The following is a 12,546-nucleotide window of genomic DNA, read 5'->3' as shown; positions in this document are numbered from 1 at the left end:
TCCGGGAAAAGTTCCCGGAACCGATGGATGTGATCATCGGCAAAACTTGATGTCTCGGGCGGCGGGTGGGGCGGGAGTTGGGCCGGATCTCTCGTAAGGTTCGGGTCGTGGGATCTTTGCGCAATCCGGTCGGGCCGCTTCCCTCCACCATCTACTGGCGACGGAGGGCGGTGGCGGCGTGCCTGGTGGCGCTCCTCGCGCTCCTCGCCGTCTGGGCCGTCACCTCCGGTGACGGGGGCGGGAAGAAGACGAACGACGGGGCCAACGGCTCCTCTCCCACCCCTCCCTCCATCACTCCGGGCCCCTCGGGCACCGGGGAGGCGATCAGCCAACAGCCGGGCGGACGCGACGAGTCGGGCGACTCGGGCGCCAGCGGCGACACCACCGGCGGCAACGGCGGCCCGGGCGGCTCCGGTACGGAGCCGGGGTCGGGCGCCGACGCCGGCGCGGACGCGGGTACGGCCGCCGGAACCGACGGCGGCGGCAAGAACGGCGACACCGACGGCGCGGGCGGCGACGGAGGTGCGGGCACCGGTGCGGGACAGCAGGTTCCGGCCGATTCCCCGCTTCCGAACTGCCCTGACGGAGCACTGCAGTTGACGCTCCGCAGCGCCAAGGTCAGCTACGAGGCGGGGGAGAGGCCCCGCTTCCACCTCGTCGCCAAGAACACCTCGAAGACCGCCTGCAAGGCCGACTTCGGGCCCCGCGCCGCGGTTCTGACGATCAGCGACAAGCAGGACGACGAGGTCTGGTCCTCCGCGGACTGCCCGCGTCCCGGAAACCCGATCCTGCTGCGCGTCCCCGCGGGCGCCACCGTCACCCACACCGTGGAGTGGGACCGCGGTCGCAGCGCCCCGCAGTGCGCCACCGCCCCGGCGGGCCAGGCCGCCCCCGGCACCTACCTCGTGGAGGCGACGATGCCGGGCGCGAAGGTACTCCCGGCCTCGTTCACGCTCGCCAGGGACTGATCGGCCGGAGGGAAGGGTCCTGAGGCCGGTCGTTCACGCCCGCCGGGGACTGATCGGCCGGAGGGAAGGGCCCCCGAGGCCGGGAGCGGTACGGCCAGGACGTGTCGCTCGGCGGTACGCCCTAGACGTAGCGCTCGAGGATCGAGGACTCCGCCAGCCGGGACAGGCCCTCGCGCACGCTGCGGGCGCGGGCCTCGCCGACGCCGTCCACGGTCTGGAGGTCGTCCACACTGGCCGCGAGCAGCTTCTGCAGGCCGCCGAAGTGCTCCACGAGCCGCTCGATGATCGCGCCCGGCAGCCGCGGCACCTTGGCGAGGAGCCGGTAGCCGCGCGGTGAGACGGCCGAGTCGAGGGTCTCGGGCGAGCCGCTGTAGCCCAGCGCCCGCGCCACGACCGGCAGTTCGAGCAGCTCGGTGTGGGTCAGCGCGTCCAGCTCGGTGAGCGCCTCCGCGACCGTCCGCGAGCGCTTGGCCGTCGGCTCCGGCACGTAGTCCCGGATGACCAGCTCGCGCTCCGGCTCCACGCCGGCGATCAACTCGTCCAGCTGGAGCGAGAGGAGCCGCCCGTCCGTGCCCAGCTCGACCACGTACTCGGCGATCTCGGTGGCGATCCGGCGGACCATCTCCAGCCGCTGCGCGACGGCGGTGACGTCCCGGACCGTGACCAGGTCCTCGATCTCCAGCGCGGAGAGCGTGCCGGCCACCTCGTCGAGCCGGAGCTTGTACCGCTCCAGGGTCGCGAGCGCCTGGTTGGCGCGGGACAGGATCGCGGCCGACTCCTCCAGGACCCGGCGCTCACCGTCCACGTACAGCGCGATCAGCCGCATCGACTGGGAGACGGAGACGACCGGGAAGTTGCACTGCTTGGAGACCCGGTCCGCCGTGCGGTGCCGGGTGCCGGTCTCCTCGGTGGGGATGGAGGCGTCCGGGACCAGCTGCACGCCCGCGCGGTGGATCTTGGTGATGTCCTTGTCGAGGACGAGCGCGCCGTCGAGCTTGCACAGCTCACGCAGGCGCGTGGCGGCGAACTCGACGTCCAGCACGAAACCGCCGGTGCACATCGAATCGACCGTCTTGTCGAGGCCGAGCACGATGAGACCGCCCGTGTTGCCGCGGAGGATCCGCTCCAGGCCGTCACGCAGCGCGGTGCCCGGCGCGACGGCGCTCAGGGCGGCGCGCATCAGCGCTTCGTTGCCGGAGCCCGCGCCGGACTTTCCAGGAGCTGCTGCCCCGTCCTTGGCTGCCACTGCACTCCTCCGGCTCGTACGGATGGGCGAGACCAGGGCAAAGTCTAGCGACACCACCCCGCCGCCCTCCGCCCCCGATCGATCACGGTGGTCCGAAAGGGGTCCCCGCCCCGACACGGACCTAACCCTCCGCGTCTTTGCGAAGCGTACGGAGCGAACCGTCGGCGCGGTGTGAACATTCGGCGTCGACCGCTCCGGATCACTCGGGCCGACGCCTCCCGCGTCGGGCCGGGCGACCCGCCGGGCCCCCGGCCCGCAGCCCTGCTGCAGGGAGCGCAGCCATCTCACCGCGGACAGGGCAAGCCTCCCGGCGCCTCTCCTACTTCTCCGCTCCCTCCGGCGCCTTCGCGCGCCGGCTGCGCGGAAGCACCCGCAGCGCGTCGCCCATGTCCGCGACCTCCGTCACCTTCATGCCGGGCGGCACCTTCCCCGGGTCCGTGGGGACCAGCGCGTGCGTGAAGCCCAGCCGGTGCGCCTCGGCGAGCCGGCGCTGGACGCCGGTCACCCGCCGGACCTCGCCGGCGAGGCCGACCTCGCCGATCGCCACCAGGTTCTTCGGCAGCGGGGTGTCGCTCGCCGCGGAGGCGAGCGCGAGCGCGATCGCCAGGTCGGCGGCGGGCTCGGTGAGCTTCACGCCGCCCACGGTCGCGCTGTAGATGTCCCGCTTGCCCAGCGCGCTGATCCGGCCGCGCTGCTCCAGGACCGCCAGCATCATCGAGACCCGGGAGGTCTCCAGGCCGGAGACGGTCCGGCGCGGGGACGGGATCTGGCTGTCCACGGTCAGCGACTGGACCTCGGCGACCAGCGGGCGGCGGCCCTCCAGGGTGACCGTCAGACAGGTGCCCGGCACGGCCACGTCACGCCGGGTCAGGAAGAGCCCGGAGGGGTCGGCCAGGCCCGTGATGCCCTCGTCGTGGAGTTCGAAGCAGCCGACCTCGTCGGTCGCCCCGTACCGGTTCTTCACGCCCCGGACCAGCCGCAGGCGCGCGTGCCGGTCGCCCTCGAAGCTCAGCACCACGTCGACCAGGTGCTCCAGGAGCCTGGGGCCGGCGATCGCCCCGTCCTTGGTGACATGGCCGACGAGGAGCGTGGACATGCCGCGCTCCTTGGAGGCCCGGATGAGCGCGCCGGCGACCTCGCGGACCTGGGCCATGCCGCCGGGCGCGCCGTCGATCTCGGGGGAGGCGACGGTCTGCACCGAGTCCATGATCAGCAGCGAGGGCTTCACGGCGTCGAGGTGTCCGAGGACGGCCGACAGATCGGTCTCGGCGGCGAGGTAGAGATGGTCGCTGAGGGCGTTGATCCGGTCGGCGCGCAGCCGGACCTGGCTCGCGGACTCCTCGCCGGTGACATAGAGGGTGCGGTGCTCGTCGCTGGCCGCCTTGGCCGCCACGTCGAGCAGCAGCGTGGACTTGCCGACGCCCGGCTCGCCCGCGAGCAGCACGACGGCGCCGGGCACCAGACCCCCGCCGAGAACCCGGTCCAGCTCGTCGACGCCGGTCGAGCGGGCGGTCGCCTGCCGGCCGTCGATCTGCCCGATGGGGAGCGCGGCGGTGGAGACCCGGCCGGCCGCGGTCGTCCGGACGGCGGGCGCGCCGTACTCCTCGACCGTCCCCCAGGCCTGGCACTCGGGGCAGCGGCCGAGCCACTTGGCCGTCTGCCAGCCGCACTCGGTGCAGCGGTAGGACGGCCGGTCCTTGGTCGTTTTCGTACGGGCAGCCATGTCGCCACCGTAGCCGTCCCCACCGACAGCCGACGCCGCGTCTCCACAGGGCCCTGGAATGTTGGATTCCTGTCCCCTTTCGAGCGATACCTTCACCCGTAAGAATGAGAACAACGCAACCGGTACGAAAAGCGCTCCCTGTGCTGCCTACGGTCGACCGGTGACGAGCAGCAGGCTGGATTCCCCCGCACGCACCACCGGCGCACACCGGGCGCACCGCGCCACGGACCAGGGATCGCGCACGCTCGGCCGGAGGCCCCCCGCCCGTTACGAGGCCGCCCTCGACGGCCTCTTCACGTACTGCCTCTCCGTGCTCTGCGACCACGACACGGCCACCGCCGTCCTCGGCGACGTCCTCGCCGTCGCCGAGCGCCACCACGGCCGCTGCCCCTCGGACGAGGACGGTCGTACGGCCTGGCTGTACGCCCTCGCCCGCTGGGCGTGCCTGCGCAGCCTCGGCGAGCAGCGCCGCCGTCGCCAGGGCGCCCACACGGGGCGCCCCGCCGTCACCGCCCCCGAGCCGCCCCGGGTCCCCGAGGAGACCGCCGAGCGGCGCCGCGCCGAACTCGCCCGGCTCGCCTGGCCCGAGGCCGCAGGCACCACGCCCGAGCAGCGCGAGGCCCTGGAGCTGGCCGTACGGCACGGACTCAGCCACCGTCAGGTCGCCGCCGTGCTCTCCCTCGACCCGCTCGCCGCCCGCGAGCTCCTCGCCACCGCCGGCTGCGAGGTCGAGCGCACCCGCGCCGCGCTCGCCGTCGTCGAGACCGGCAGCTGCCCCACCGTGGCCCGGCTCACCGGCGACCACCAGGTGCTGCTCTCGGCCGCCCTGCGCGCCGAACTCGTCCGGCACGTCGACGACTGCCCCCGCTGCCGGAAGGCCGCCGAGCGGGTGGGCGCCGGCGGTCCGTGGCCCGGCGCCGGGTCGCTGCCGCAGGACCGACTGCCGCTCGTCGAGGCGCCCCGGGGCGCCGCGTACATGGCGATGCTGCACGTCCCCCGCGCGCGTGCCGGCGCCCCGCGCTTCTCGCCGACCGGCTTCCCGATGGACCCGAAGGACCATGTGGCCCGCCGCGACCGGCTGAGGGCCCGCGCGGTGACCACCACCGTCGTCGCGGCCGTGGTCGCCGCGCCCGTCCTCGCCCTGTGGACGTCCTACCGGGGCGCCCCGGTCGCCGACACGAGCGCCCGCGACGGATCCCGGATCAGCGCGCGCGAGGCGGACGAACCGGACGGCCCCGACGGACGCCCGTACGACCGCTACGAGAACGCGGGCAACGCCCGCACCACCCCCGAGCCCCGCTTCACCCGGGGCAGCCGCGCCCCCGACGTCTCCGTCGAGGTGCTCAGCCCCGGCGGTCCCACCGGCCCCACGGGCCCCGGCGCACCGGGTGAGCCGGCCGCCGGCTGGATCACGGTCTCCGCTCGCGGCCACGGCGATCTGACCCTGCTCACGCTCACCGCCTCCGGCGGTTCCCCCGTCGCCTGGTCGCTGTGGACGGACGCCCCCTGGCTGTACGTGAGCCGGGCATCCGGCACCCTCCGCCCGGGCGAGACGGTCACGGTCACCGTCCGCGTCGACCACGGCCGTGAACCGCGGGGCCCGTGGAGTGCCCGGATCGGGGTGAACCCCTCCGGTGCGGTGGTCAGGATCGACGGACGCGGACAGGCCGCGCCGCCGCCGGTGATCGACCCGGTGACACCCCCGCCGACGACGACCGAGCCCACCACGCCGCCGACGGGCCCGCCCACGACGGAGCCGACCACGCCGCCGCCGACGACGGAGGAACCGCCCCCGACGACCGAGCCGACCGACCCGCCGACGAGCCCGCCGACCACGGAGCCGACCACCCCGCCGCCGACGACGGACCCCGGCCCGTCGGAGCCGACCACGCCGCCCCCGACGACGGAGGAACCACCCCCGCCGTCGTCGTCCTGAACCCGGGTCCGTCGTCGTCCTGAACCCCGGCCCGGCGTCAGACGCGAGGCGAGCCGGACGCGAGGGGGCCGGGCGCGACGCGTGCCGAGCGCCCGACGTCAGGCCCGGCCCGGCGCTAGCGCTTCGGGTCGGCCGGGTGCGGCGCCACCAGCGGCAGCTGCGAGGAGAGCCGCGCCTCGCACAGCCCGGCCAGGACCTCGTAGGCCTCCTCGCCCATCATCTCGGTGAGCTCGGGCCGGTACGTGACGTAGACCGGCTCCCCGGCGCCGTGCGCCGACGTCGCCGACGTGCACCACCAGTGCAGGTCGTGACCGCCCGGACCCCAGCCCCGCCGGTCGTACTCACCGATCGACACCTGGAGGACCTTCGTGTCGTCGGGCCGCTCGATCCAGTCGTACGTGCGCCGCACCGGCAGCTGCCAGCAGACGTCCGGCTTGGTCTCCAGCGGCTCCTTGCCCTCCCTCAGGGCCAGGATGTGCAGCGAGCAGCCCGCGCCACCCGCGAACCCCGGACGGTTCTGGAAGATGCAGGAGCCCTCCCAGCGGCGGGTCTGCCGGTCACCGTCCTCGTCGAGCTGGGTCCAGCCCGAGTCCGTACCGACGTCGTGGAACTGCCACAGCTCGGGCGTGAGGCGTGCCACGTGCGTCGCGACCCGCTTCTCGTCGTCCTCGTCGGAGAAGTGCGCGCCCAGCGTGCAGCAGCCGTCGTCGGCCCGGCCCGCCTGGATCCCCTGGCAGCCGCTGCCGAAGATGCACGACCAGCGCGAGGTCAGCCAGGTCAGGTCGCAGCGGAAGACCTGCTCGTCGTCGGCCGGGTCGGGAAACTCGACCCACGCCCGCGCGAAGTCGAGGCCCTTCTCGTCGGGCTCCACGCTCCTGCCCCGCTTCCTGGCGCTCTTGACCGCACTGTCTTTGCCCGGTTTCGCCTTTTTCGTCTTTGGCACAGGTCCAAGCGTATGCGGGTCGGCGCAGTAGCGTTCCGCCCATGAGACTCGGAGTCCTCGACGTCGGTTCGAACACAGTGCACTTCCTGGTGGTGGACGCCCACCCCGGCGCCCGGCCGCTGCCCGCCCATTCCCACAAGGCGGAGCTCCGGCTCGCCGAGCTGCTCGACGAACGGGGCGCGATCGCGCCCTTCGGCGTCGAGCGGCTCATCGCGACCGTCCGGGACGCACTCCTCGCCGCCGAGGACAAGGGCTGCGAGGAAGTGCTCCCGTTCGCGACCTCCGCGGTCCGCGAGGCGACCAACGCGGACGCCGTCCTCGCGCGCGTGAAGGACGAGACGGGCGTCGACCTCCAGGTCCTCACCGGCGGGGAGGAGGCCCGGCTCACCTTCCTCGCGGCCAGGCGTTGGTTCGGCTGGTCCGCGGGCAGGCTGCTCCTCCTCGACATCGGGGGAGGCTCCCTCGAAGTCGCTTACGGCATGGACGAGGACCCCGACACGGCGGTCTCCCTGCCGCTCGGCGCGGGCCGGCTGACCGCCGGCTGGCTGCCGGGCGACCCGGCCGACTCCGCCGACGTGAAGGCGCTCCGCCGCCATGTGCGCGCGCAGATCGCCCGTACGGTCGCCGAGTTCAGCCGCTCCGGCCGGCCCGACCACGTCGTGGCCACCTCCAAGACCTTCAAGCAGCTGGCGAGGATCGCCGGCGCCCCCGGCTCGGGGGAGGGGCTCTACGTCGAGCGGATCCTGACCCGCAAGTCCCTGGAGGAGTGGGTCCCGCGCCTCGCGGGCATGACCGTTCCCGAGCGCGCCGCGCTGCCGGGCGTCTCGGAGGGCCGCGCCGGACAGCTCCTCGCGGGCGCGATGGTGGCGGAGGGCGCGATGGACCTCCTCGGCGTGGAGGAGCTGGAGATCTGCCCCTGGGCCCTGCGCGAGGGCGTGATCCTGCGCCGCCTGGACCACCTGCCGGAGGCGTAGGACGAACGGTCGTGCCCGGCCGGGCGTGACCGGAACCACCCCCCGGCCCCCCGACGGGCCCCGTACCCTGTCTCCGTGGCAGAACCAGTGGTGCGCATCCCGGATGCGAAGGTCGCCCTGTCGACGGCCTCGGTCTATCCGGAGTCGACGGCGACGGCCTTCGAGATCGCCGCGCGCCTCGGCTACGACGGTGTCGAGGTCATGGTGTGGACCGATCCGGTCAGCCAGGACGTCGAGGCACTGCGCCGGCTCTCCGACTACCACCAGGTTCCGATCCTGGCCGTGCACGCCCCCTGCCTCCTCATCACCCAGCGCGTCTGGTCCACCGACCCGTGGGTCAAGCTCCAGCGTGCCCAGGCCGCCGCCGAGCGCCTCGGCGCGTCGACGGTCGTCGTGCACCCGCCGTTCCGCTGGCAGCGCCAGTACGCCAAGGACTTCGTCACCGGCATCTGGCGGATGGCGGACGAGACCGACGTGCGGTTCGCCGTCGAGAACATGTACCCGTGGCGGTACAAGGACCGCGAGATGCTCGCGTACGCCCCCGAGTGGGACGTCACCCAGGACGACTACCGGCACTTCACCGTCGACCTCTCGCACACCGCGACCGCCCGCACCGACGCCCTCGCGATGGTCGACCGCATGGGCGACCGGCTCGGCCACGTCCACCTCGCCGACGGCAGGGGCTCCGCCAAGGACGAGCACCTCGTCCCGGGGCGGGGCACGCAGCCCTGCGCCGAACTCCTGGAGCGTCTCGCGCGCACCGGGTTCGACGGCCATGTCGTCATCGAGGTCAACACGCGCCGCGCGATGTCAGCCGCCGAACGCGAGGCCGACCTCGCCGAGGCCCTGGCCTTCACCCGGCTCCACCTCGCCTCCGCGGCCACCCGCTCGTCCCGGGTCCCGCGCTCGTGACCGAACCCTCCCCCCGCAGGCGTGGCCGCCCGTCCCGCGCCGAGGAGGAGAGCGGCCCGGGCGCGCGGGAACGGATCCTGGAGGCGGCCCGCGCCCAGTTCGCGGAGCGCGGCTACGACAAGACCTCGGTACGCGGCATCGCCAAGGCGGCCGACGTCGACGCGGCTCTCGTCCACCACTACTTCGGGACGAAGGACGAGGTCTTCGCGGCGGCGATCGAGGTCTCCTTCGAGCCCTCGCTGGTCGTCCCGGCGATCGTCGGCGGCCCGCGCGAGACCATCGGGGAACGGCTCGCCCGGTTCTTCATCGGCGTCTGGGAGAACCCGGTCAGCCGGGCCCCGCTCCTCGCGATCGTCCGCTCCGCGCTCACCCACGAGGCGGCGGCCAAGGTGCTCAGGACCTTCGTGCTGCGGCGGCTCCTGGAGCGGATCGCGGACGAGCTCGACGTACCGGACCCCAAGTTCCGCGCGGAGCTGGCCGCCTCCCACATGATCGGGATCGCGATCCTGCGGTACGTGATCCAGGTCGAGCCGATGGCCTCGGTGGACCCGGAGGAGATCGTGGCCATGGTGGCCCCGACCCTCCAGCGCTATCTGACCGAGGCCTGAGCCACCGGGCGGCCGTTGACCGAAAGCTGAACAGCTCGTCCGCCATTCGGACGCGCTGTCCAGATCTTGGTCCTTCGGCGTACGCTCGAAAGCAAGCACCCCCATCACGAGGAGCGAGCGACGATGCCCGAGCTGAGGTCCCGCACAGTCACCCACGGCCGCAACATGGCGGGCGCACGCGCCCTTATGCGCGCCTCCGGTGTACCCGGCGCGGACATCGGCCGGAAGCCGATCATCGCGGTCGCCAACTCCTTCACGGAGTTCGTCCCGGGCCACACCCATCTGCAGCCCGTCGGCCGGATCGTCTCCGAGGCCATCACGGCCGCCGGGGCCATCCCGCGCGAGTTCAACACGATCGCCGTCGACGACGGCATCGCCATGGGCCACGGCGGCATGCTCTACTCGCTGCCCTCCCGCGACCTGATCGCGGACAGCGTGGAGTACATGGTCGAGGCGCACTGCGCCGACGCCCTGATCTGCATCTCGAACTGCGACAAGATCACCCCCGGGATGCTGATGGCCGCCCTGCGCCTCAACATCCCGACGGTGTTCGTCTCCGGCGGCCCGATGGAGTCCGGCCGGGCGACCCTCGTCGACGGCACGGTCCGCACGCTCGACCTGGTCGACGCGATCTCCGACGCCGTGAACCCCAAGATCTCGGACGAGGACATCGCCCGCATCGAGGAGAACGCCTGCCCGACCTGCGGCTCCTGTTCCGGCATGTTCACCGCCAACTCGATGAACTGCCTGACGGAGGCCATCGGCCTCTCCCTCCCGGGCAACGGCTCGCTGCTCGCCACCCACACCGGCCGCAAGGCGCTGTACGAGAACGCCGCCCGCACGGTCGTCGAGATCACCCGGCGCTACTACGACGAGGACGACGCCTCCGTCCTGCCGCGCTCGATCGCGACCCGCGCGGCCTTCGAGAACGCCATGGCCCTCGACATCGCCATGGGCGGCTCGACCAACACGATCCTGCACCTGCTCGCCGCCGCCCAGGAGGCCGAGCTCGACTACGGCCTGCCGGACATGGACGAGGTCTCGCGCCGGGTGCCCTGCCTGGCCAAGGTCGCCCCGAACGTCGCCAAGGACCGCACGTACTACATGGAGGACGTGCACCGGGCGGGCGGCATCCCGGCCATCCTCGGCGAGCTCTACCGCGCCGGCCTCCTCAACGAGGACGTCCACTCCGTCCACTCCCGCTCCATCAAGGAGTGGCTGGACGCCTGGGACGTGCGCGGCGGCTCCCCGACCGACGAGTCCGTCGAGATGTGGCACGCGGCCCCCGGCTGCGTCCGCTCGGCGACCGCCTTCTCGCAGTCCGAGCGCTGGGAGGCGCTCGACGTGGACGCGGCCGGCGGCTGCATCCGCGACGAGGCCCACGCGTACTCCAAGGACGGCGGACTCGCCGTCCTGCACGGCAACCTCGCCGCCGACGGCTGCGTCGTGAAGACGGCCGGTGTCGACGAGTCGATCTGGACCTTCGAGGGCCCGGCCGTGGTCTGCGAGTCGCAGGACGAGGCCGTCGAGAAGATCCTGAACAAGCAGGTCACGGAGGGCGACGTGGTCGTCATCCGTTACGAGGGCCCGCGCGGCGGCCCCGGCATGCAGGAGATGCTCTACCCGACCTCCTTCCTCAAGGGCCGGGGCCTGGGCAAGTCCTGCGCGCTGGTCACCGACGGACGCTTCTCGGGCGGCACGTCCGGCCTGTCCATCGGCCACGCGTCGCCGGAGGCGGCCTCGGGCGGCACGATCGCCCTCGTCGAGGACGGCGACCGGATCCGGATCGACATCCCGAACCGCTCCATCGAGCTCCTCGTCGACGAGGCCACCCTGGCCGCCCGCCGCGAGGCGCTGAACGGCGTGTACGAGCCGAAGAACCGGCAGCGCAAGGTGTCGGCGGCCCTGCGTGCGTACGCGGCGATGGCGACGAGCGCCGACAAGGGCGCGGTCCGGGACGTGTCGAAGCTGGGCTGAGTGGCGCGCAGGACCTGAGACGGCGGGGAGCGGGCGGAGACGCCCGCTCCCCGCCGTCGTCCTCAGGCGCGGTTCACCAGGAGGCGGGGTCGCGCGCGTCCACCGCGAACACCGATCCGTCCGGGGCCGTGCCGAACACCCGGTCACCGACGACCACCGGGGGCGGCACCAGCGGCGCGTACTCGAGCCTGCCGTTGAGCAGCCGCGGCCGGGTCTGACCGATCAGCGCCCCGCGTACGGTGTCGACGGCGAGCAGCCGCCCGTCCTGGACGGAGAAGTAGAGCCGGTCGCCGGGGCCCGTGACCGGCGTGGACACGTTGCCCGCGCCCGTCTCCAGCTCCCACAGCACCCGCCCCTTGGGCGCCGCGGTGTCGAAGGCGGTCAGGTGCCCGTCCGCCTCGAGGATGTGCACGACCGCGCCGCGCACGGCGACACCCCGGACGTCGAGCCGGTGGGGCAGGGGCAGCTCGCGCACGGAGCCGCGGCCGGGGTCGAGCACGACCAGCCGGTCGAAGAGCGAGGCCTGGTAGCGGGAGGCGAGGAGCAGCGCGCCGTCGCCGGTGCGGCCCAGCGGGTCGAGGTCGCCCGGCATGTTCCGCTGCCAGGTCGGCTCGCCCGTCCGGGGACGGATCTCGGCCACGCGCGTGTGCGTCCCGTCGGCCGAGGTCTCGGAGACGGTGAGGAGACCGGACGGGGCGTCGTACGGTCCCGGGCGCGGGGCCTGGAAGCCGTCCAGGCCGTGCCGCCAGAGTTCCTTCCCGTCGAGGCTGCCGACGGCCCGTACCCCGCCCCGCCCGTCGGTCAGGACGACGGCGGAGCCGGCCGGCACGTACAGCTCGGGGGGCTTCGCCGACCCGGCGGCCCAGCCCGGCGCGCCGTCCGCGGCCGCGTACGCCCGCAGCGGGTCCGCCGGGGCGGCCGCGCCGACCAGGCCGTCCGCGAGGAGGAAGGGCGCGACCGGGGACTCCGCCTCGACGGGCCCGGTGCGCGACCAGACGACCTTCCCCGTGACGGGGTCGAGCCGGGCGAGGCCGACACCGCGGGCCGCGCAGTACAGCGCGCCGCCGCCGTGGGTGCACGCGGGCGCGGCGGTGGGGCCGTGCATCTGGAGGGTGGTGTGCCAGCCGGTGAAGGCGGTGGCCACCTCGTCGGGGCGGGCGGGGGGCTCGGAGCCGCCGCCGGCCGGAGGGCTCATGGCCGCGTACAGACCGGCCCCGGTGAGCGCGAGCGCGGCGGCGACGGCCAGCGTGAGGCGCGGC

10 protein-coding genes are annotated in these 12,546 nt (G+C 73.7%); 6 read left to right on the top strand and 4 right to left on the bottom strand.

Translation table 11 applies throughout. The features are described from left to right. Positions 1-107 precede the first annotated feature (107 nt). Entirely contained in the window at positions 108-968 is an 861-nt protein-coding gene (locus AOK00_RS23220) for a hypothetical protein (protein WP_055602233.1), read from the top strand. Positions 969-1,089: 121 nt separating this feature from the next. Here the strand turns inward: AOK00_RS23220 and disA are convergent, their stop codons facing one another. Together disA and radA are read right to left on the bottom strand one after the other, a co-directional pair. Beyond that, positions 1,090-2,214: a DNA integrity scanning diadenylate cyclase DisA gene (gene disA, locus AOK00_RS23215; protein WP_030324225.1), complete on the bottom strand. Its 1,125-nt coding sequence runs from the start codon at positions 2,212-2,214 to the stop codon at positions 1,090-1,092. A gap of 319 nt (positions 2,215-2,533) precedes the next feature. Beyond that, the gene (gene radA / locus AOK00_RS23210) at positions 2,534-3,937 is read right to left on the bottom strand and encodes a DNA repair protein RadA (RefSeq protein ID WP_030324227.1); all 1,404 of its coding nucleotides are present in this window, start codon (positions 3,935-3,937) and stop codon (positions 2,534-2,536) included. A 160-nt stretch (positions 3,938-4,097) separates the two neighbouring features. On the opposite strand from radA, the gene AOK00_RS23205 reads away from it, so the two are divergent. Next, positions 4,098-5,873: a BACON domain-containing protein gene (locus AOK00_RS23205; protein WP_055602232.1), complete on the top strand. Its 1,776-nt coding sequence runs from the start codon at positions 4,098-4,100 to the stop codon at positions 5,871-5,873. Between the two features lie 115 nt (positions 5,874-5,988). Here AOK00_RS23205 and AOK00_RS23200 read toward each other — a convergent pair whose 3' ends face one another. Then, on the bottom strand, positions 5,989-6,816 hold the full coding sequence (locus tag AOK00_RS23200; protein WP_055602231.1) for a hypothetical protein: 828 nt from the start codon (positions 6,814-6,816) through the stop codon (positions 5,989-5,991). A gap of 41 nt (positions 6,817-6,857) precedes the next feature. On the opposite strand from AOK00_RS23200, the gene AOK00_RS23195 reads away from it, so the two are divergent. The 4 genes from AOK00_RS23195 to ilvD all read left to right on the top strand — a co-directional run bounded on the left by AOK00_RS23195 (position 6,858) and on the right by ilvD (position 11,287). Then, entirely contained in the window at positions 6,858-7,790 is a 933-nt protein-coding gene (locus AOK00_RS23195; protein WP_055602230.1) for a Ppx/GppA phosphatase family protein, read from the top strand. Between the two features lie 75 nt (positions 7,791-7,865). Beyond that, positions 7,866-8,702, top strand: coding sequence for a sugar phosphate isomerase/epimerase family protein (locus AOK00_RS23190; RefSeq protein WP_055602229.1), 837 nt, complete (start codon positions 7,866-7,868; stop codon positions 8,700-8,702). Beyond that, complete coding sequence (locus tag AOK00_RS23185; RefSeq protein WP_055602228.1) at positions 8,699-9,310, top strand: TetR family transcriptional regulator; 612 nt, start codon at positions 8,699-8,701, stop codon at positions 9,308-9,310. The genes AOK00_RS23190 and AOK00_RS23185 overlap by 4 nt, the downstream gene beginning before the upstream one ends. Before the next feature lie 123 nt (positions 9,311-9,433). Continuing rightward, positions 9,434-11,287, top strand: a complete 1,854-nt coding sequence (ilvD, locus tag AOK00_RS23180) for a dihydroxy-acid dehydratase (RefSeq protein ID WP_055602227.1) — start codon at positions 9,434-9,436, stop codon at positions 11,285-11,287. Between the two features lie 73 nt (positions 11,288-11,360). Here the strand turns inward: ilvD and AOK00_RS23175 are convergent. Continuing rightward, a partial coding sequence (locus AOK00_RS23175; protein WP_159041832.1) for an outer membrane protein assembly factor BamB family protein occupies positions 11,361-12,546 on the bottom strand: 1,186 nt, incomplete at its 5' end.

This window comes from Streptomyces aureus (genome assembly GCF_001418135.1).
GTDB lineage: Bacteria > Actinomycetota > Actinomycetes > Streptomycetales > Streptomycetaceae > Streptomyces > Streptomyces aureus_A.
The sequence above is the reverse complement of the archived record's forward strand: the minus strand, read 5'-3'. Positions and strand labels throughout refer to the sequence as shown.